The sequence below is a fragment of the Paraburkholderia unamae genome (genome assembly GCF_003268775.1).
GTDB lineage: Bacteria > Pseudomonadota > Gammaproteobacteria > Burkholderiales > Burkholderiaceae > Paraburkholderia > Paraburkholderia unamae.
This window is the reverse complement of the sequence record NZ_QLSU01000008.1, coordinates 96,991-116,031: the sequence shown is the minus strand read 5'-3', so window position 1 is coordinate 116,031 and position 19,041 is coordinate 96,991. Positions and strand designations below refer to the sequence as shown.

At 68.1% G+C, this 19,041-nt stretch carries 13 protein-coding genes; 9 read left to right on the top strand and 4 right to left on the bottom strand.

The window, feature by feature from the left end:
- The first annotated feature begins 103 nt into the window (after positions 1 to 103).
- A complete protein-coding gene (locus tag C7401_RS15225) occupies positions 104 to 2,029 on the top strand; it encodes a potassium transporter Kup (RefSeq protein WP_112172218.1) in 1,926 nt (641 codons plus the stop codon).
- Positions 2,030 to 2,058: 29 nt separating this feature from the next.
- Here C7401_RS15225 and C7401_RS15220 read toward each other — a convergent pair whose 3' ends face one another.
- The 3 genes from C7401_RS15220 to C7401_RS15210 are packed head-to-tail and all read right to left on the bottom strand — an operon-like array spanning position 2,059 to position 5,912.
- A complete protein-coding gene (locus tag C7401_RS15220) occupies positions 2,059 to 3,396 on the bottom strand; it encodes a cytochrome c (protein ID WP_112172217.1) in 1,338 nt (445 codons plus the stop codon).
- 17 nt (positions 3,397 to 3,413) lie between these two features.
- Positions 3,414 to 5,177 carry a GMC family oxidoreductase gene (locus C7401_RS15215; protein ID WP_258397077.1) on the bottom strand — a complete coding sequence of 588 codons (1,764 nt, stop codon included), beginning with the start codon at positions 5,175 to 5,177 and terminating at the stop codon, positions 3,414 to 3,416.
- Positions 5,178 to 5,192: 15 nt separating this feature from the next.
- Complete coding sequence (locus C7401_RS15210; protein ID WP_112172215.1) at positions 5,193 to 5,912, bottom strand: gluconate 2-dehydrogenase subunit 3 family protein; 720 nt, start codon at positions 5,910 to 5,912, stop codon at positions 5,193 to 5,195.
- A 467-nt stretch (positions 5,913 to 6,379) separates the two neighbouring features.
- Between C7401_RS15210 and C7401_RS15205 the strand changes: the two genes are divergently transcribed.
- The 6 genes from C7401_RS15205 (at position 6,380) to C7401_RS15180 (ending at position 14,766) form a co-directional block, all read left to right on the top strand.
- On the top strand, positions 6,380 to 6,889 hold the full coding sequence (locus C7401_RS15205; protein ID WP_112172214.1) for a DUF1269 domain-containing protein: 510 nt from the start codon (positions 6,380 to 6,382) through the stop codon (positions 6,887 to 6,889).
- Positions 6,890 to 7,256: 367 nt separating this feature from the next.
- A complete protein-coding gene (locus tag C7401_RS15200; protein ID WP_112172213.1) occupies positions 7,257 to 7,856 on the top strand; it encodes a DUF2760 domain-containing protein in 600 nt (199 codons plus the stop codon).
- Positions 7,853 to 9,697, top strand: coding sequence for an Hsp70 family protein (locus C7401_RS15195; protein WP_112172212.1), 1,845 nt, complete (start codon positions 7,853 to 7,855; stop codon positions 9,695 to 9,697). The genes C7401_RS15200 and C7401_RS15195 overlap by 4 nt, the downstream gene beginning before the upstream one ends.
- 5 nt (positions 9,698 to 9,702) lie before the next feature.
- On the top strand, positions 9,703 to 12,480 hold the full coding sequence (locus C7401_RS15190) for an Hsp70 family protein (RefSeq protein WP_112172211.1): 2,778 nt from the start codon (positions 9,703 to 9,705) through the stop codon (positions 12,478 to 12,480).
- Between the two features lie 89 nt (positions 12,481 to 12,569).
- Positions 12,570 to 13,280 carry a YceH family protein gene (locus C7401_RS15185; RefSeq protein WP_112172405.1) on the top strand — a complete coding sequence of 237 codons (711 nt, stop codon included), beginning with the start codon at positions 12,570 to 12,572 and terminating at the stop codon, positions 13,278 to 13,280.
- Between the two features lie 13 nt (positions 13,281 to 13,293).
- Positions 13,294 to 14,766 carry a cytochrome P450 gene (locus C7401_RS15180; protein WP_112172210.1) on the top strand — a complete coding sequence of 491 codons (1,473 nt, stop codon included), beginning with the start codon at positions 13,294 to 13,296 and terminating at the stop codon, positions 14,764 to 14,766.
- Here the strand turns inward: C7401_RS15180 and C7401_RS15175 are convergent.
- Entirely contained in the window at positions 14,735 to 15,787 is a 1,053-nt protein-coding gene (locus C7401_RS15175; RefSeq protein WP_112172209.1) for a LacI family DNA-binding transcriptional regulator, read from the bottom strand. The two genes, C7401_RS15180 and C7401_RS15175, sit on opposite strands and share 32 nt — an antisense overlap.
- A gap of 212 nt (positions 15,788 to 15,999) precedes the next feature.
- Here C7401_RS15175 and C7401_RS15170 point away from each other — a divergent pair, with 212 nt between their 5' ends.
- Together C7401_RS15170 and C7401_RS15165 are read left to right on the top strand one after the other, a co-directional pair.
- Positions 16,000 to 17,025 carry a TRAP transporter substrate-binding protein gene (locus C7401_RS15170; protein ID WP_112172208.1) on the top strand — a complete coding sequence of 342 codons (1,026 nt, stop codon included), beginning with the start codon at positions 16,000 to 16,002 and terminating at the stop codon, positions 17,023 to 17,025.
- Between the two features lie 52 nt (positions 17,026 to 17,077).
- Positions 17,078 to 18,982: a TRAP transporter large permease gene (locus tag C7401_RS15165; RefSeq protein WP_112172207.1), complete on the top strand. Its 1,905-nt coding sequence runs from the start codon at positions 17,078 to 17,080 to the stop codon at positions 18,980 to 18,982.
- The last annotated feature ends 59 nt before the right edge of the window (positions 18,983 to 19,041 follow it).

Sequence of the window (19,041 nt, the reverse complement as noted above, 5' to 3'; positions counted from 1 at the left end):
GCCAAGGTGTCCACGCAGAACACGCGCGCAACCTGGCCCACGAAGCGAAGCGAGAAAGCCGCGCAGCCCATGCGGGCGCGCGCGAGACAATCAGGAGGCAGACATGGGACATCCCGCATCCGCGGCGCCCTCGCACGGTCATCTCGGCGACACGGGCCCGCATCGTCCGGCGCTTCCCGCGCTCGCACTGGCCGCGCTAGGCGTGGTCTACGGCGACATCGGCACGAGCCCGCTCTATACGCTCGCCACCGTGTTCGATCCCGGCAACGGTCTCGCGCTCAATGCGTTCAATATCGTCGGCATCGTCTCGCTGATCTTCTGGTCGCTGATGATCGTCGTGTCGCTCAAGTATGTCGCGCTGATCCTGCGCGCGAACAATCACGGTGAAGGCGGCATCATGGCGTTGCTTGCGCTCGCGGCCTCTTCGGTCGCATCGCGCCCGCATCTGCATCGCACGCTGCTCGTGGTCGGCGTGATGGGCGCGGCGCTGTTCTTCGGTGACAGCGTGATCACGCCCGCCATCTCGGTGCTCAGCGCCGTGGAGGGGCTGGAAGTCGCCGAGCCCGCGCTCAAGACCTACGTGATTCCGGTCACACTCGCCGCGCTCATCGTGCTGTTCCTCACGCAGAAGCGCGGCACGGGCGGCATCGGCGCCGTGTTCGGGCCGGTGATGGTGCTCTGGTTCGCCGTGATCGGCGTGGCGGGCGTCGTCAACATCGCGGCCGCACCGGTCGTGCTGGTCGCGCTCGACCCGCTGCAAGGGCTCGCGTTCTGCCTGCATCACCGCTGGCTCGCCTTCGTCGCGCTCGGCGCGGTCGTGCTCTCGCTCACGGGCGCGGAGGCGCTGTACGCCGACATGGGTCACTTCGGCAAGCAACCCATACGCCTCACGTGGTTCGGCGTGGTGTTCCCGGCGCTCGCGCTCAACTACCTGGGCCAGGGGGCGCTGCTGCTCGCGAACCCGGGCGCGGTGCAAAGCCCGTTCTACCGGCTCTTTCCGCAATGGGCCATCGTGCCGATGATCGTGCTTGCGACGGTCGCGACCGTGATCGCCTCGCAGGCCGTTATTTCGGGTACCTATTCGATGACCATGCAGGCCATGCAGCTTTCCTTCCTGCCGCGCATGAACATCGTGCATACGTCCGAGCGCGAGATCGGCCAGATCTACGTGCCCGGCATCAACTGGATCCTGCTTGCCGCAGTCGTGGCGGCGGTGCTGGGCTTTCGCTCCTCCACGGCGCTCGGCTCCGCATATGGCATTGCGGTGACCGGCACGATGCTCATCACCACTTTCCTCACGTTCTTCGTCGTGCGCTACGCGTGGCACTACAACTGGGCGCTTTGTCTGTTCGCCACGGCGTTCTTCTTCGTGATCGACGCGATGTTCTTCTCGGCCAACCTGCTCAAGATCGTGGATGGCGGCTGGTTCCCGCTCGTGATCGGCGGGATCGTCTTCACGGTCATGGCGACCTGGGGCCGGGGTTGGGAAATGATGGCGGCGGAGGCGCGCGTGCGCGCGGGCAAGAAGCCGCTCAAACCTTATCTCGCGGCGCTGCTCGAAAGCGCGCCTGTGCGGGTGGGCGGCACGGCCATCTTCCTCACGCCGAACGCCGACGCGGTGCCGCACGCGCTCGTGAACAACCTGCGCCACAACCGCGTGTTGCACGAACGCGTAGTATTCCTGAGTGTCGTGACAAAAGATGTGCCGTGGGTGGCGGAGAGCGCGCGCGTGCAGGTCGAGCCGCTATGCCCCGGCTGCTATCACGTGACGGTCAACTACGGGTTCAAGGACGAGGTGGACTTGCCGTGCACGCTGGCGGCGTACAAATCGGCGGATTTCACGTTCGATCTCGACGAGACCTCGTGGTTCCTGAGCCGCGCGGTCGTGGTGCCCAAACGCGGGCACGGCATGGCGTTGTGGCGCGAACGTCTCTTTGCCGTGATGCTGCACAACGTCGGCAATATTGCCGCGTTCTTCAAGCTGCCGGCCAATCGCGTGATCGAGGTGGGCGCGCGCGTCGAGATCTAGCGAAGCCTCGCCGCGCACGCCTCGCCGGGTTACTCGTTCTCGGCGCGCCGGGGCGGCGGCGCGGCGTGCGCGGCCGCGCGCGCTTTCGCCACGTCGGCGGCCTTGACGGCCGGCGCATGGTTGCCCCAGCTTGCCCGCACGAAGGTCAGCACGTCGGCGATATCGCGGTCGGTGAGGCGCGCCGCGAAACCGGGCATGGCGTAGTGCGTGGGCGCGGCCTGGGTCGACGGCATTTCGCTGCCGAGCAGCACGATGCGGATGAGCGAGGCGGCGTTGTCGCTGTTCACCACAGAGCTTCGGGCGAGCTTCGGGAAGGTATCGTCGTAGCCGGCGCCGCTCGTGCGATGGCAGGCCGCGCAGTTGTCGACGAAGGTGAGCGCGCCGTTGCTGCGGTCCGCGCCCGAGCGCAGCGCGGTGGCGGCGGTGTCGTCGGCCATCAGCGCGTCGCCGTTCGGGTCGAGCGGCGAGAGCGACTTGAGGTACGCGGCGATCGCGGCGAGGTCCGCGTCGCTCATGTACTGCGTGCTGTGCGCGACCACTTCGGCCATGCCGCCGAACGCCGCTGCATCGTCGGAGCGGCCGCGCTTCAGGAAGGCCGCGATGTCGTCCTCGCTCCATGTGCCGAGCCCGTTTTTCGGGTCGCCGCGCAGGTTCTTCGCGAGATAGCCGTCCACCACGGCGCCCGAGAGATACGTTTTCGTCGTGTCGCTCAGGGCTTTTTCCTGCAACGCGAAGCCGCGTGGCGTGTGGCATGCGCCGCAGTGCGCGAGGCCTTCGACCAGGTAGCGCCCGCGCAGGACGGGGTCGTCGCTCGCGGGCTCGCTTGTATTGGCGTTGCCGTCCATGTTGCCGTCGGCACTGGCTTGCACGGGCCTGGGCGCGAACGCCATGCGCCAGAACCGCAACGGCCAGCGCATGGAAAGCGGCCAGCGGATGCCCTCGGCCTTGTTGGCCTGTTCGACGGGAGCGACCGCGTGCATGAAGTACGCATAGAGCGCCTGCACGTCCTGCGGCGCGACCTTCGAGTACGACACGTAAGGCATGGCGGGGTAAAGCGTCGTGCCGTCCTTCGCAATGCCGTGGCGCAGCGCGCGATCGAAGTCCGCGAGCGTGTAGCCGCCAATGCCGGTGCGCGGGTCGGGCGTGATGTTGGTCGAGTAGATCGTGCCGATGGGCGAGGCGATGCCGCGGCCGCCCGCGAACGGCTTGCCGCCCTTCGCGGTGTGGCAGGCCGCGCAGTCGGCGACGATAGCGAGGTAGCGGCCCTTTTCGATGCGCGTCGTGTCGGCCCCCGCCGCGGCCTGTGTGCACCAGCCGGCCAGCGCGAGCGTCAAGCCGGTGGCGGTGAATCGTAGGTAATTCGTCATCCGTATTAATTTCATTGTCATGCCTGGACCAGTGGGCCGGGCTGCTTCAGGTATTGCTCGCGGATCGCCTTGGCCGTGTGCCAGGCGAGCGCCGCGACGAGGCCGGTGGGGTTGTAGCCCATGTTCTGCGGAAACGCCGATGCGCCCATCACGAACACGTTGGGCACGTCCCAGCTTTGCAGGTACTTGTTGACCACGCTCGTGCGTGGCGACTCGCCCATCACCGCACCGCCTGTCGTGTGCGTCGACTGGTAGAGCCGCGTGTCGTAGTGCTCGCCCGGCTTGCGGATCGCGCGGTAGTACGCCTCGTGCGGCATTGCCCGGGCGATTTCCTCCACGCGTGTGCCTACGTGATCCAGCATGCGGTATTCGTTCTCGTGCCAGTCGAAGGTCATGCGCAGAAGCGGGAGCCCGAGCGCGTCGCGGTAGGTCGGGTCGAGGTCGAGGCAGGCGTCGCGATAGGGCATCACCGAACCCGAAATGCCGATGCTCAGGTAGCGCTGGTAGGCGTCGGCCACGCCTGCCTTCCATTGGCCGCCCCACGCGGGCGTGCCGGGCACGGCGGCGGCCTGGCCGATCGGGCGGCCGCCGGTGCGCACGTGCCGCACGCTCGCGCCGCCCAGAAAACCGAGCGCGCCGTGGTCGAACTGGTCGCCGTTGAGGTCGTCCATGGCCACGCCGCCCGCGCCCGAGCCAATGAACGGGTTGAGCAGCGTGCCTTTGGGCAGCAGCACGTTGATCGCGCCGTTCATCTGGTAGGCGTAGTTGCGGCCCACCACGCCTTCGCCGCTCTTCGGGTCGTAAGGCTTGCCGATGCCCGAAAGCAGCAGCAGGCGCACGTTGTGCATCTGGAACGCGGCGACGATCACGAGGTCGGCGGGCTGGTCGACTTCCCGGCCCTGGGCGTCGACGTAGCGCACGCCCGTGGCGCGCTTGCCGCTGCCGTCGAGCAGCACCTTCGTCACGTAGGCATTCGCGCGCAGCTCGAAGTTCGGCTTCTTGAGCAGCACGGGGAGGATGGTGGTTTGCGGCGAAGCCTTCGCATACATGTAGCAGCCGAAGTCTTCGCAGAAGCCGCAGAAGTTGCACGGCCCGAGGCGCACGCCGTAGGGGTTCGTATAGGCCTGCGAAGCATTGGCGGCGGGCGCGGGGTAGGGGTTGAAACCCGCTTCGCGCGCGGCCATTTCGAAGAGTTGCGCGCCGGGCGTGTTCTTCAGCGGCGGCGTGGGGTACTCGCTGCTGCGCTTGCCTTCGAGCGGGTTGCCGCCGCTCTGGAGCTCGCCGCCCAGGTTGCCGGCCTTGCCCGACGTGCCGAACACCTTCTCGGCGAAATCGAAATGCGGCTCCAGTTCATCGTAGGTCACGCCGAAGTCCTGCACCTGCATGCCCGCCGGAATGAAGCGCTTGCCATAGCGCGTTTCGTAGCTGGTGCGCAACTGCAACTCTTCGGGCAAGACGCGGTAGTGCATGCCGTTCCAGTGGAAGCCCGCGCCGCCCACTCCGTTGCCGAGCAAAAACGAGCCTTGCTGGCGGTAGGGCACCGCGAGGCCGTTCGGGTTATGGCGGATCGTGACGGTTTCGCGCGAGAGGTCCTGGAACAGCTTGCCGCGCACGGCGTACTTGAGTTCGTCGATGACCTGGGGATACTTCGCGTCGGTGGGCGTGTCGCGCACCGCGCCGCGTTCGAGCGCGACGACATGGAGCCCCGCGGCCGTGAGTTCCTGCGCGAGAATCGCGCCGGTCCAGCCGAACCCCACGATCACGCAATCGGTTTTTTTCATCGTGATGGTCATCGCTCAACCTCTGCTTCCGTCGATAGAAACCGGGCCATAGGGATACTTCGCGCCGGGCTGGTCGAGCCAGTCGGCGAAGTCGGCGCGCGCGCCGGGAAAGCCGATCGTCTTCCAGCCCGCCATGGCCTTGTTGCCGCCGTAAAGCGGATCGGCGAAAAAGCCTTCCTTCGTGTTGGCGAGCAGGAAGCTGAAAAACGTGGCGGCCGCAACGGTATCGAAATGCGCCTTGCCGTGCTCCATTTCACCGAGCAGCGCGTCCTGATCGGCAGTCGTAAGCTCTGCGAATGATTTTCCGCCGTGGTGCGCACGGCACCAGTCGTCGCAGGCCTTGATGCCGTGGCGGTACAGATCGCGTGGCGCGAGGTTCATCTGGTAGCCCAGTTCCGGCGCTTCGCTCACGTGGAACGGCCCCTGCATGTACCAGAGCTTGCCGTGGCCCCAGGGCGTCTCCATCTGGCGGTCGATGAATTCGGGCACGCCCGCCTCGCGTGCGCCAGGGCCGAGGCGGTCGGCGGGAATCAGGCGATCGACGGCGGCTTCGAGAAAGCGCCACTCGTCGGCAGTGAAATAGTCGGGCTGGTAGGGCTTCGGCTCGGAGGCGGGCGGCGCGGCGGGTTTGCAGGCCGACTGCGAGAACGCCGCGCCGGTCGCCAGCGAAGCGGTGGGGACCGCGGCGAGCATGCGCCGCAGGAATTGACGGCGGGGTTCCTGTTCGTTGGACATGGTCGGTTTCCCTCTGCGTTGTTTTCGGGTATCGGGAGGCGGCGCGGCAGGCGCGTGGCGACGCGCGTCCGGCCGGCGATCGCCGGATCGGCGCGATGGTAGGGGAATTGGATAGCGCGCATCGGTCGCGCCGCGTTATCGAGATAAGGGCGATGCGTGGCGGAAAATCCCTGTTTTCATGGGATTTTTTCTTGGGCGAAGTCGGATGGCGACTCGCGCGCCAGGCGCGTTTGCGGTAATTGCAAGTCGATCGATTGATGCGTCGCAAGCGCTCGTGATTTATCGGCGGCGCTGCGTTTGTCGAAAGGCGGATCTCCACGTGCAGACCCGCATCGAAATGCAAAAGAATGAAACGAGCAACGCGTCGATGGGCCCGATCCGGAGCAGTCGCGTTGAAGGGAAGTCAGGCGTAGGATTGGTGGAATCGCGCGGTAGTAGATGACCGCATGACTCAAGGGAGGGCCGTTATGAGACGCCTCTATTTTCTCGCTCCCGACACGACCACGGCGCAGGCGATCGTTGACGACCTCCTGCGCGCGCGCATCACGTGGCGGCATATCCATGTGCTGGCCAATCACAGCGTGGGGCTCGAACGCTTGCCCGAAGCGTCGTTGTTGCAGCGCAGCGACGTAGTGCGCGCACTGGAGCGCGGCGTGACGTTCGGCGGCGTGACCGGTGCGCTTGTCGGTCTCGTGGCGCTGGCGTTCCCGCCCGCCAATCTCGACATCGCGGGCGGCACGGTCGTCCTGCTGACCCTGGCGGGTGCGGTGTTCGGCGCGTGGACGGCCGCGATGATCGGCGTGGACGAACCCAACACGCGCCTCGCGCGCTTTCGCGGGGCGATCGGCGACGGCCAGTTGCTGGTGATGGCCGACGTGCCCGGCTCGCGCGAAGCGGAGATCGAGGAGAGCATCGCGCAGCACATTCCGCGCGCCGACGTGGAAGGCGCCGAGGCGACCTCGCCGATCTTTCCCTGAACGGGAAAGGCCCAAAGCGGCCTGAGCGGCTGCGGGACGCGGTTCCGGCCCGGCCGCTCGCGGCTTCGCGCGCACGCAAGCCGCTAATCAAACCCCATTTTTTATACCCTGCGCCCCGCGCCGGCGGCCCCGCGCGGGGCCTCGCGTGGGCTCCGAATCGCCACGCCGCGCGCGCCAATCCCCCGTTCAATCCCGCTTTTTGACCGGATCCAGCCCGCGACAAGGCAAAATACGGGTTTTGAGCCCGCGCCGGGCTCGAGTTTTCCCTGCCGGCCGCCTCCTTCCAGGCATCGATCGGGCCTCGTCGCGAGCCCGGCAGGCCGGCTCGCCTTGTCTGCGAGCCTCAAGCGATATTGGAGTCGTCTTTATGCCCGAATCGAATCTGTCTTTCTTCGGCCGCCTTTCGGTCGCGCTGGGATCGTTCTTCGCGATCCTCGGCGACGGCGAGCTCGCCGCCAACGTGCGCCGCTTGCGTGAGGGGGGCTTTACGCCCGCGCCCGCCGCCGCGCCGGTGGCCACGCCCGCACCGGCCGCCGCGCCCGTGGCACCGCCCGCGCCGGCTCCCGCGCCCACCGTTATCAAGGAAGCCACGCCCGACGCCGCGCTCCAGCTGCTCGGCCTGCTCCAGCGCAACGCGCGCTTTGTCGATTTCGTCGAGGAAGACATCGCCGGTTACGCCGACGCCGAGATCGGCGCCGCCGCCCGCATCGTCCACGAAGGCTGCCGCGCCACGCTGCGCGACCACTTCGCGATCCGCCCGGTGCGCAGCGAGTCCGAAGGCTCGCGCGTGACGCTGCCGGCGGGCTTTGACGCCGCCGCCGTGCGCCTCACCGGCAACGTGGTGGGCGAGGCGCCGTTCAGCGGCAGCCTCACGCATCGCGGCTGGCGCGTCGAGGAGGTCAAGCTGCCGCAACTCGTCAAGACGCACGACGCGCGCATCATCGCGCCCGCGGAGGTGGAGCTGTGAGCGATTCGCGATATTCGATTGGCGTCGACCTCGGTACGACGCACTGCGCACTGTCCTACGTCGACCTCGCCGCCAGTGACGGCGAAAAGACCCAGCAGGGCGTGCTGAACGTCACGCAACTCACGGCGCCCGGCACGCTGGAGTCGCCCGACCTGCTGCCTTCGTTTCTCTACCTGCCGCACTCGGGCGAGCTGACGCCGGGCGACCTCACGCTGCCGTGGACCACCACGCGCGACTACGCCGTGGGCGAACTCGCGCGCAGCCGTGGCGCGGGCACGCCCATTCGCCTCGTCTCCAGCGCGAAAAGCTGGCTGTGCCACCCCGGCGTGGACCGCCGCGCGGCGATCCTCCCGAACGACGCGCCGCCGGAAGTCGAGCGCGTCTCGCCGCTCGAAAGCTCGGTGCGCTATCTCACGCACCTGCGCGAGGCGTGGGACCACGCGCATCCCGAAGCGCCGTTCGTCGACCAGGAAATCACCGTCACGATCCCGGCCTCGTTCGACCCGGCCGCGCGCGAGCTGACGGCCGAAGCCGCGCAGGCCGCGGGCTACGTCAACATGACGCTGCTGGAGGAGCCGCAGGCGGCGCTCTATAGCTGGATCCAGAAGAGCGGCGGCGCGTGGCGCAAGGAAGTGAAGGTCGGCGACATCATTCTGGTCGTCGACGTGGGCGGCGGCACGACCGACCTTTCGCTGATCGCCGTGGTCGAGCGCGAGGGCAATCTCGAACTGCACCGCGTGGCCGTGGGCGAGCACATCCTGCTCGGCGGCGACAACATGGATCTCGCGCTCGCACACGTGGTCGCGCGCAAGCTCGCGGCCCAGGGCACGCAAGCCGATCCGTGGCAATTGCGCGCGCTGACCTACGCGTGCCGCTCGGCCAAGGAAACCCTGCTGAGCGACGCTTCGGTCGATACGGTGCCGCTCGTCGTGCCGAGCCGCGGCTCGAAGTTGATCGGCGGGTCGATCCGTACGGAACTCACGCGCGCCGAACTCACGCAGATCATCCTCGAAGGCTTCTTCCCGCAGGTGGACGCCGCCGCGCGTCCCGCCGTGCGCACGCGCGTGGGTCTCACGCAGCTCGGCCTGCCGTACGCGCAGGACGCGGGCGTCACGCGCCATCTCGCGGCCTTCCTCGGCCGCCAGGTGCAGGCGCTCGCCGAACTCGAAGGCTTTGGCGCGCCGCCCGAAGGCGCGACCTTCCTGCATCCCACGGCGGTCCTCTTCAACGGCGGCGTGTTCAAGTCGCCGCTGCTCTCGCAACGCGTGCTCGATATCCTGGGCGGCTGGCTCGCGGCCGAGGGCGCCGCGCCCGCGCGTTTGCTGGGCGGCGCGGACCTCGACCTCGCGGTGGCGCGCGGCGCGGCCTATTACGGCTACGTGAAGCGCGGCAAGGGCGTGCGCATTCGCGGCGGCACGGCGCGCGCGTACTACGTGGCGGTCGAGTCGGCCATGCCGGCGGTGCCTGGGCTGGAGCCGCCGGTGTCGGCGCTGTGCGTCGCGCCCTTCGGCATGGAAGAGGGCACCGATGCGGCGTTGCCGCCGCAGGAGTTCGGCCTCGTGGTGGGCGAGCCGGTGCATTTCCGGTTCTTCGGTTCGTCGGTGCGGCGTCAGGACCAGGTCGGCACGATGCTCGATTACTGGTCGGCGGAAGAACTGCAAGAGCTTGAGGAAATCCAGGCCACGCTGCCCACCGAAGGCCGCACGCCTGGCGAAGTCGTGCCCGTGAAGCTGCACGCGCGCGTGACGGAAGCGGGCACGCTGGAGCTCGAAGCCATGCCGAGCGGCACGAACGAGCGCTGGAAGGTCGAGTTCGACGTGCGCGGCACGGCAAGCGACTGAGCCCGATGAAGCAATACGTCGTCGGCATCGACCTGGGGACGAGCAACACGGTCGTGGCGTACGTCGAGCATGGCGGCGACGCCATTCGCGTGTTCGACGTCGAGCAGCTCACCGCGCTCGGCGAAGTGGGCGCGGAGAAGATGCTGCCTTCCGCGCGCTATCACCCGGCGGCGGGCGAACTCGCCGCCGGCGATCTGCGCTTGCCGTGGAGCGCGCCTGCGCCGGACGATGGCGCCGTGATCGGCCGTCTCGCGCGCACGCTCGGCGCGCAGGTGCCGGGCCGGCTCGTGGCGAGCGCGAAAAGCTGGCTCTCGCACGCGGCGGTGGACCGTCTCGCGCCCATCCTGCCGTGGGGCGCGCCCGACGACGTCGCCAAGGTTTCGCCGGTGGCCGCGAGCGCGAGCTATCTCGCTCACGTGCGCGCCGCGTGGAACCATCGATTCCCGCACGCGCCGCTCGAAGCTCAGGACGTGGTGCTCACCGTGCCCGCCTCGTTCGACGACGGCGCGCGCGCGCTTACGCTCGAAGCGGCGCGGCTCGCGAAACTGCCTGCGCTGCGCCTGCTCGAAGAGCCGCAAGCCGCGTTCTACGACTGGCTGTATCACCATCGCGCGACGCTCGATGCGCAGCTGGGCGCGTCGCGCCTCGTGCTGGTGTGCGACGTGGGCGGCGGCACGACCGACCTCACGCTCATCAAGGTGGGGTTCGAGAACGGCGAGCCACAGCTCGCGCGCATTGGCGTGGGCAACCATCTGATGCTGGGCGGCGACAACATGGACCTCGCGCTCGCGCATCTGGCCGAAAGCCGGCTCGCGAGCGCGCAAACCCGCTTGAGCGCGGCGAGCCTTTCACAACTCGTGGAACGCTGCCGGGTGGCGAAGGAGCAACTGCTCGACGCCAATGCGCCCGAGTCCGTGCCCATCACGCTGCTCGGCGCGGGCGCGCGGCTCGTGGGCGGCGCGCGCACCACGCAGCTCGGCCGCGACGAAGTCGCGCAGATCGTGGTGGACGGTTTCTTCCCGATGGGCGGCGCGGGCGACCTGCCGCGCCGCTCGCGCGCGGCGATCGTGGAGTTCGGCTTGCCCTATGCCGCCGATCCGGCCATCACACGCCATATCGCGGCCTTCCTGCAACGCTTCGCGGCGCAGTCGCGCGAGGCGTTGGGCGGCGAGGCAAGCGGCGCGCTGCCGGTGCCTGACGCCCTGCTGCTCAACGGCGGCGTATTCCGCGCGCAGGCGCTCTCGCAGCGCCTCGCGGATACGCTCGGCGCGTGGCGCGGCGAGGCGCTCAATGTGCTGCAAAACGATCAACCCGACGTGGCCGTCGCGCGCGGCGCGGTCGCCTACGCGCTCGCGCGCGCGGGCCACGCGCCGCGCATTGGCGGCGGCTCGCCGCGCAGCTACTTTCTCGTGCTCGACGAAGCCGCGAGCGATGCGCCACGCGGCGTGTGCGTGCTGCCGCGCGGCACGGAGGAAGGGCACGAACTGCATCTGGACGACCGCACGTTCGCATTGCAGCTCGGCCAGCCGGTGCAGTTCCACCTGGCGTCGACGGTGGCCGACACCGCATGGGCGCCGGGCGAGCTGGCCGATCTCGCGGCGGGCGACTTCGTGCGCCTGCCGCCGCTCGCGACGGTGGTGCCCGCGAGCGACGGCGGTGCTGCGAAAACGGCGCGAGAGCGCCCTGTCAAGCTCACGACCGCGCTGACCGAAGTGGGCACGCTGGAGATGCACTGCATCGCCACCGACGACGCCTCGCAGCGCTGGCTGCTCGAATTCGCGCTGCGCCGCGCGGAGCACGAGGGCGACGCGGCGGGCGGCGCCGCGAACCACGCGGGCCTGGGCGACGCCATCGAAGCGATCGAGCGCGTGTTCGGCGCGCGCTCCGCGAAGGTCGACGGGAAGGAAGTGAAGCGCCTGCGCGCGCATCTCGAAGAGCGGCTCGGGCCGCGCCAGAACTGGGACGGCCCGCTTCTGCGCGAACTCTTCGGCGTGCTCTGGGAACGCGCGGGCAAGCGCCGCCGCTCGGCCGATCACGAACGGCTATGGCTGAACCTGGCGGGCTTCAGCCTGCGTCCGGGTTTCGGCTATCCGCTCGACGAATGGCGTGTCGAGCAGCTCTGGACGCTGTTCGACGACGGCATCCAGTTCGTGAACGACGGCCAGGTGTGGTCGGAGTGGTGGACGCTCTGGCGGCGCGCGGCGGGCGGCCTGAACGAGGCGCAGCAGCACGAGGTGCTGGAGGCGATGACGTACCTCGAAGAGGCGGCCGGCTCGAAGCGCCACAAGCTGCCGTTCGATCCCGCGAAGCTCGGCGCGCCGGACATGATCCGGCTCTACGCCTCGCTCGAACAGATCGCGGCGCAGCGCAAGATCGAGATCGGCGAGCGGCTGTTGCAGCGGCTCCAGAAGTCTTCGGAGAATCATCAGACGTGGTGGGCAGTGGGCCGCATCGGCGCGCGCCAGCCGTTCTACGGCAGCGCGCACGGCGTGGTGCCGCCGGAAACCGCCGCGCGTTGGCTGGACGCGATTCTCGCGCTCGACTGGAAGAAGGTCGAACCGGCGATGTTCGCCGCCGCGCAGATCGCGCGCATGACGGGCGACCGCTCGCGCGATTTGCCGCCCGAGCTGCGCGAGACCGTGGTGCGCAGGCTGGAGTCGGCGAATGCGCCGCCCACATGGGTGACGATGGTGCGCGAAGTCGTGGCGCTCGATACGGCGGACACGGGCCGCGTGTTCGGCGAGGCGCTCCCGGCCGGGTTGAAGCTGATCGCGGCGGGCTGATTCGCGCCGCCTGGCTTCTGCGGCAGGCCCGGCGCGCGTATGATCGAACGCCTGATTCCAACATGAACCACAGCGAGCCTGATCTGCCCATGAATTCTCCTGCCGATGCCTCCTCGCCGCGCGCCTTGCGCGCGCTCACGCCGCTCGAGGCGCGTATCGTCGGCGTGCTGGTCGAAAAGCAGCACACCGTGCCCGACACGTATCCGCTCTCGCTCAACGCGCTCACGCTGGGCTGCAACCAGAAGACCGCGCGCACCCCGGTCATGAATGCGAGCGAAGCCGACGTGCTGGCCGCGATCGAGGACCTCAAGCTGCTCAGCCTCGTGTTCGAAGGCAGCAGCAGCCGTGTGCCGCGCTTCGAGCACAACCTGAACCGCGTGCTCGGCGTGCCGAGCCAGGCGGTGGCGCTCCTCACGGTGCTGTTGTTGCGCGGCGCGCAGACGGCGGCCGAGCTGCGCCTGAATTCGTCGCGCCTGCATGGGTTCGCCGATGTCTCGTCGGTCGAAGGCTTTCTCGAGGAACTGGCCGAGCGCGAGCCGCCGCTCGTGATCAAGCTGCCGCGCGCGCCGGGCGAGCGCGAGAGCCGCTGGATGCATCTGCTGTGCGGCGAAGTGAACGTGGCGAGTTTTGCGGGCGCGGGCGGCGCGGCTTCGAGTGCGCGCGAGGACGCCGGCGAGGGCGTCTCGCTCGCCGACTTCGAAGCGGTGCGCGCCGAGCAGCAGCGTCTTGCCGAAGAAGTCGCGCGCCTGCAAGCGCTCGTCGCGCGCATGGCCGCGGAACTCGGCATGTCGCTCGACTAAGCGGCGTTGCCCCATGGACGCCGCCGCATCCACCGCCCGGCGCCCGCGCCAGGTGCGCCAGGTCCATGATTTGCCGAGCCCGCGCGGCTTGCCGCTGCTTGGCAACCTGCATCAGTTGAACGCGCCGAAGCTGCACCGCGTGCTCGAACACTGGGCGGCCGAGCTTGGCACGCCGTATCGCTTCCAGATCTGCGGCATGCCCGTCACGGTCTGGAGCGACGCGGAACTGAGCCAGAGCGTGATGCGCGAGCGCCCGCACCGGTACCGGCGTTATGCGGCGCTCGAACCGGTGCTTGCCGAGATCGGCTGCAACGGCGTGTTCTCGGCGGAGGGCGCGGCATGGGAGCCGCAACGCCGGCTGGTGATGCAGGCGCTGTCCCTGCCGCATATCCGCGCGTTCTATCCCACGCTGGAAGCCATCACGAAGCGGCTGCACGCGCGCTGGCAACGCGCGGCCGAACGCGGCGAGGTGGTCGAGATGACCGACGACCTCAAGCGCTACACGGTGGATGTGACGAGCGCGCTGGCGTTTGGCGAGGACCCGCGCACGCTCGAACAGGAGCGCGGCGTGATCCAGGAGCAACTCGCGCAGATTTTCCCGACGCTCATGCATCGCGTGAATGCGCCGTTTCCGTACTGGCGTTATGTGCGCCTGCCGCGCGACCGCCGCACGGACCGGGCGCTCGCCGAAGTGCATCGCACGATACGCGCGATGATGGCGCGCTCGCGCGAGCGCATGCGCGACGACCCCGCCGAGGCGCCGCGCCATCTGCTCGAAGCGATGCTCGCTCTGCGCGACGCGCCAGGCGCCGACGTGACCGACGACATCATCGCCGCCAACGTGCTCACGCTGCTGCTGGCGGGCGAGGACACCACGGCCAACGCGCTCGCGTGGTCGCTCTACTATCTTTGCGCCGACGAGCCGTTGCAGGCGCGCCTCGCCAACGAAGCGCGCGCGGTGCTGGGCGAAGCGGCCGTGTGCCCCGACTATGGCCTGATGAAGGATCTCGATCGCTTCGAAGCCGTGTGCACCGAAACGCTGCGTTTGCGCCCGGTGGCCGCGATCATGGCGTTCGAGCCGGTCGAGGACGTGCAGGTGAGCGATGTCGCGCTGCCCGCGGGTTCGAAGATGTTCTTTCTCACGCGCCCGCCCATGCTCGACGCGCGTCACTACTCGCAGCCCGGCCGCTTCGATCCTGAGCGCTGGCTGCGCGGCAGCGGTGCTTCTGCCGCGCAGCACGTGCACGACTCGCGCGCGTGGGTGCAGTTCGGCGCGGGGCCGCGCGTGTGTCCGGGGCGGCATCTGGCCGCGGTGGAAATGCGGCTCGTGCTCTCCATGCTGATGAATCACTTCAAGGTGAAGCTCGCCGCCGATCCCGCGACGATCGAGGAGGTCACGTCGTTCGCGATGGTGCCGAACCGCATGCCGGTGCGGCTCGAATGGCGTGGGGGCGCTAGGGCAGATTCTCGCGCAGCACGATACTGAACTGGATCGGCTTCACATCGGCGAGCGGGTCGCGCCGCTCGGCGACGTTGCGAAAAATCTTCAGACAGTTGCCGACCATCGACTGCGGCGTTTGCGTGATGAGCGCATCCATGGTGCCGTCGATGAGCAGCGCGCGCGTGTCGGGCGTGAGTCCGTGCCCGATGAAGAGAATCTTCTGCTCCGCCTTCGCCTCGACGATCGCGCGGCCCACGCCGTCCGAGCCGCCGCCGCTGTTGTAGACGCCCGCCAGATCGGGATGCTGTTCGAGCAGCCTGCGCGTTTGCTCGTAATTGCGCTCGCTGTCGTCCTGGCCTTCGCGCAGGCCGATCACGCTCACCTGTGGAAACATCGACTCGACGAGATGCAGAAAGCCGATCTCGCGCTCCTCGTGGCCGCGATAGTTGAGGCTGCCCGCGATCATCGCGATCTTGCCGCTCGGGCGCGGGCCCATGAAGCGGCCGAGCAGCAAACCGGCCGTGCGGCCGGCCGAGCGGTTGTCGATGCCCACGTAGGCGAGGCGGCGCGCATTGGATAGATCGGAGATCAGCGTGATGGCGGGCACGCCCTGGTCGGCGAGCGTGTTGACGGCGTCGCGCACCACGGGGTGCTCGAGCGCCATGAACACCACGCCCTCCGAGCGCTGCCCGGCTTGCAGCAGGCGCAGCGCGAGTTCGTTCGGATTGAAGCTTTCCACGTACTGCACGCGGCACTTCATGCCGAGCGCGCTCCATTGCTCGTGAGCGAATTCGATATAGTCGCCGAGCATGCGCAGGTAGCGGTTCGTGCCCGCCGGCAGCAGGAACGCAATGCGCAGCGGCCGGGCGGGCTGCCCGGCGGGCGCGTCCTGCGCGAGCACGTAGCCGAGCTGCGCGGCCGCTTGCAGCACGCGCTGGGCGGTGTTGGCGCGCACGCCTTCGCGGCCGTTGAGCACGCGGTCGACCGTGGCGGTCGAGACGCCCGCCGCGCGGGCGACATCGGGGATGCGGGCGCGCGCGACGAGCGGGGAAATCGTTTCAGACATGACGTCGTTCCGATCGGAAATCAATCAAAAACCATCAGGCGCGAGGTTTGACAGCTTTTGCCGCGCCACCTAGTCTTGCAGCTATCGCGCCGCTGCATCATGCAAGGATGTGAGGATGATAGTGCAAAGCGTAGCGCGGACGGAATGATGGTTTTTGATGTGCCACGGGAAGCCATCAATCACACAATAAAACTGTTTGGAGACACGTCATCATGACCAACCAGGTGAGGCGCACCCTGCTGCGCGCCGCCGCCGCGGCGCCGATGGCCGGCGCGTTCGGCTTTCCCGCTATCGTCCGCGCCGCTTCGGCTCCCGAATTCGTCTTCAAGTACGGCAATAACCTGCCGCTCACGCATCCGTTGAACATCCGCGCGCAGGAGGCGGCCAACCAGGTCAAGGACGCCTCGAAGGGGCGCATGGAAATCCGCATCTTCCCGAACAACCAGCTAGGAGGCGACACCGACATGCTCGCGCAAGTGCGCAGCGGCGGCATCGAGATGTTCACGCCTTCGTCGCTGGTGGTTTCGACGCTGGCGCCGGCGGTGGCGATCAACGCGGTGGGCTTTGCGTTCAGCGACTACGACCAGGTGTGGAAGGCGATGGACGGCTCGCTCGGCACGTTCGCGCGCGACGCGATGCGCAAGGCCGGCCTCGAATCGTTCGAGAAAATGTGGGACAACGGCTTTCGCCAGACCACCACGAGCAGCGGCCCGATCGCGAACGCGCAGAGCATGAAGGGGCTCAAGATCCGCGTGCCGGTGAGCCCGCTGTCCATCGACATGTTCAAGGGCCTGGGCGCCGCGCCCACGAGTCTTCAGTTCAGCGAAGTGTATTCGTCGCTACAGACGCATATCGTCGATGCGCAGGAAAACCCGCTGCCTATCGTGCAGGTGGCGAAATTGTACGAAGTCCAGAAGTATTGCTCGCTGACCAACCACATTTGGGACGGCTACTGGTTCGTGCTCAACCCGCGCGCGTGGCAGCGCCTGCCGAAGGACTTGCAGGGTATCGCGAGCGACGCGTTCAACCAGGCCGCCGTCAAGCAGCGCGAGGACGTGGCGAAACTCAACGGGGCCGCCGTGGCCGACCTCAAGAGCAAGGGCCTGGCGATCAACCAGCCGGCGCCCGACACGTTCCGCACGGCGTTGCGCCAGGCCGGCTTCTACGCGCAGTGGAAGGGGCGCTTCGGCAACCAGGCGTGGGACCTGCTCGAACAGACGGTGGGCAAGCTCGCCTGAGGCCGCCAAGGTGGAACGATTGAGCCGGGAAACGGCGCGAGGAACCCGCAACATGACCGATCAGGCATTGCACCCGGCCGAAGCCGCCGATCCCCTCGACGCGGCGGCCGCGCGCGCCGCGAAAAGCGCATGGCGGCGCGCGCTGCGCGGGTTCGACCGGGCGCTCGTCGGGCTCGTGGAGGTGTGCGCGGCGGCGCTGCTCGCGGTGGAGATCGTGGTGCTGCTCGCTGGCGTGATCTCGCGCTATGCGTTTCATGCGCCCTTTGTCTGGTCCGACGAACTGACCGGCATTCTCTTCATGTGGCTCGCCATGCTCGGCGCCGTGCTCGCGCTGCGGCGCGGCGAGCACATGCGCATGACGGCGTTCGTCGGCCGGCTCTCGCCGCGAGCGCGCGCATTCGTCGATACCTTCGCGATCTGCGCCTCGATCGCGTTTCTCGCGCTGCTGCTGCAACCGGCCTATGACTTCGCCTCGGGCGAGTTGCCGATCCTCACGCCCGCGCTGCAAATCAGCGACGCCTGGCGCGCGGCGGCGCTGCCCATCGGCGCCGCGCTCATGCTGATCGTCGGGCTGATCCGCCTCGCGCAAGTGGGCCGCGCGCGCGACGTGCTCGTCATGGCCGCACTCGCCGTGGCGATTGGCGTGCTCGCGGTGCAGGCCGCGCCCTGGCTGCAAACGCTCGGCAAGCTCAATCTCGTGATCTTCTTCGTGGGCGTGGTGGCGATCGGGATCTTTTCCGGCGTGCCCATCGGCTTCTCGTTCGCGCTCGCGACCTTCGGCTATCTGAGCCTCACGACCTTCACGCCCATGGAAGTGATGGTCGGCCGCATGGACGAGGGCATGTCGCATCTCGTGCTGCTCGCCGTGCCGCTTTTCGTGTTCCTCGGACTCCTGATTGAAATGACGGGCATGGCGCGCGCGATGATCGAATTTCTCGCGGGTCTGGTCGGGCACCTGCACGGCGGTCTTTCGTATGTGCTGATCGGCGCGATGTATCTGGTCTCGGGCATTTCCGGCTCGAAAGTCGCGGACATGGCCGCCATCGCGCCGGTGCTGTTTCCCGAGATGAAAAAGCGCGGCGCGAACGAGGGCGATCTCGTCGCGTTGCTCGCCACCACGGGGGCGCAGAGCGAAACCATTCCGCCGAGCATCGTGCTCATCACGATCGGCTCGGTCACGGGGCTGTCGATCTCGGCGCTGTTCACCGCGGGCATGCTGCCGGCCGCGTTGCTCGCCGCCATCCTCTGCACCGTGGTGTGGTGGCGCTATCGCAAGGAGGACCTGAGCGGCGCGCAGCGTTTTTCGCGCCGCGAGATCGGCCGCATGCTCGTGATCGCCGCGCCCGCGCTCGCGCTGCCGTTCGTGATTCGCGCCGCGGTGGTGGAGGGCGTGGCGACCGCCACCGAGGTATCGACCATCGGCATCGCCTACACCATGACGATCGGCTTGCTGGTCTACCGGCGCTTCGAATGGCGGCGCCTCGGCCGCATGCTCGTGGACGCCGCCACGCTTTCGGGTGCGATCCTCTTCATCATCGGCTGCGCCACGGCAATGGCCTGGGCGCTCACGCAATCCGGCTTCTCGCAGGATCTCGCACAGTGGATGGGCGCGATGCCGGGCGGATCGTATGGATTCCTTGCGGTTTCGATCGTCGTGTTCACGCTGCTCGGCAGCGTGCTCGAAGGCATTCCGGCGATCGTGCTGTTCGGGCCGCTGCTCTTTCCGATTGCGCGCATGGCGGGCGTGAACGAGGTCCACTACGCCATCGTCGTGATTCTTTCGATGGGACTGGGGCTGTTCTCGCCGCCGTTCGGCGTGGGCTACTACTCCGCCTGCGCGATCAGCAAGGTCAATCCCGACGCGGGCATCCGGCCGATTGTCGGCTACATGTGCGCGCTGTTCGTGGGGCTCGTGCTGATCGCGGCGATTCCCTGGATTTCCACCGGCTTTCTCTGAACCGTTCATTACGGGTCGTGGCTTGCGGCGTCGCGCAGCGGATTGCGCCACGCCGGGGC

What these genes read in the sequence shown, in the direction of transcription:
- C7401_RS15190 (WP_112172211.1), top strand. Translation starts at nt 9,703, where the DNA reads ATGAAGCAATACGTCGTCGGCATCGACCTGGGGACGAGCAACACGGTC.
- C7401_RS15170 (WP_112172208.1), top strand. Translation starts at nt 16,000, where the DNA reads ATGACCAACCAGGTGAGGCGCACCCTGCTGCGCGCCGCCGCCGCGGCG.
- C7401_RS15200 (WP_112172213.1), top strand. Translation starts at nt 7,257, where the DNA reads ATGCCCGAATCGAATCTGTCTTTCTTCGGCCGCCTTTCGGTCGCGCTG.
- C7401_RS15175 (WP_112172209.1), bottom strand. Translation starts at nt 15,787, where the DNA reads ATGTCTGAAACGATTTCCCCGCTCGTCGCGCGCGCCCGCATCCCCGAT.
- C7401_RS15185 (WP_112172405.1), top strand. Translation starts at nt 12,570, where the DNA reads ATGAATTCTCCTGCCGATGCCTCCTCGCCGCGCGCCTTGCGCGCGCTC.
- C7401_RS15220 (WP_112172217.1), bottom strand. Translation starts at nt 3,396, where the DNA reads ATGACGAATTACCTACGATTCACCGCCACCGGCTTGACGCTCGCGCTG.
- C7401_RS15205 (WP_112172214.1), top strand. Translation starts at nt 6,380, where the DNA reads ATGAGACGCCTCTATTTTCTCGCTCCCGACACGACCACGGCGCAGGCG.
- C7401_RS15180 (WP_112172210.1), top strand. Translation starts at nt 13,294, where the DNA reads ATGGACGCCGCCGCATCCACCGCCCGGCGCCCGCGCCAGGTGCGCCAG.
- C7401_RS15225 (WP_112172218.1), top strand. Translation starts at nt 104, where the DNA reads ATGGGACATCCCGCATCCGCGGCGCCCTCGCACGGTCATCTCGGCGAC.
- C7401_RS15215 (WP_258397077.1), bottom strand. Translation starts at nt 5,177, where the DNA reads ATGAAAAAAACCGATTGCGTGATCGTGGGGTTCGGCTGGACCGGCGCG.
- C7401_RS15210 (WP_112172215.1), bottom strand. Translation starts at nt 5,912, where the DNA reads ATGTCCAACGAACAGGAACCCCGCCGTCAATTCCTGCGGCGCATGCTC.
- C7401_RS15165 (WP_112172207.1), top strand. Translation starts at nt 17,078, where the DNA reads ATGACCGATCAGGCATTGCACCCGGCCGAAGCCGCCGATCCCCTCGAC.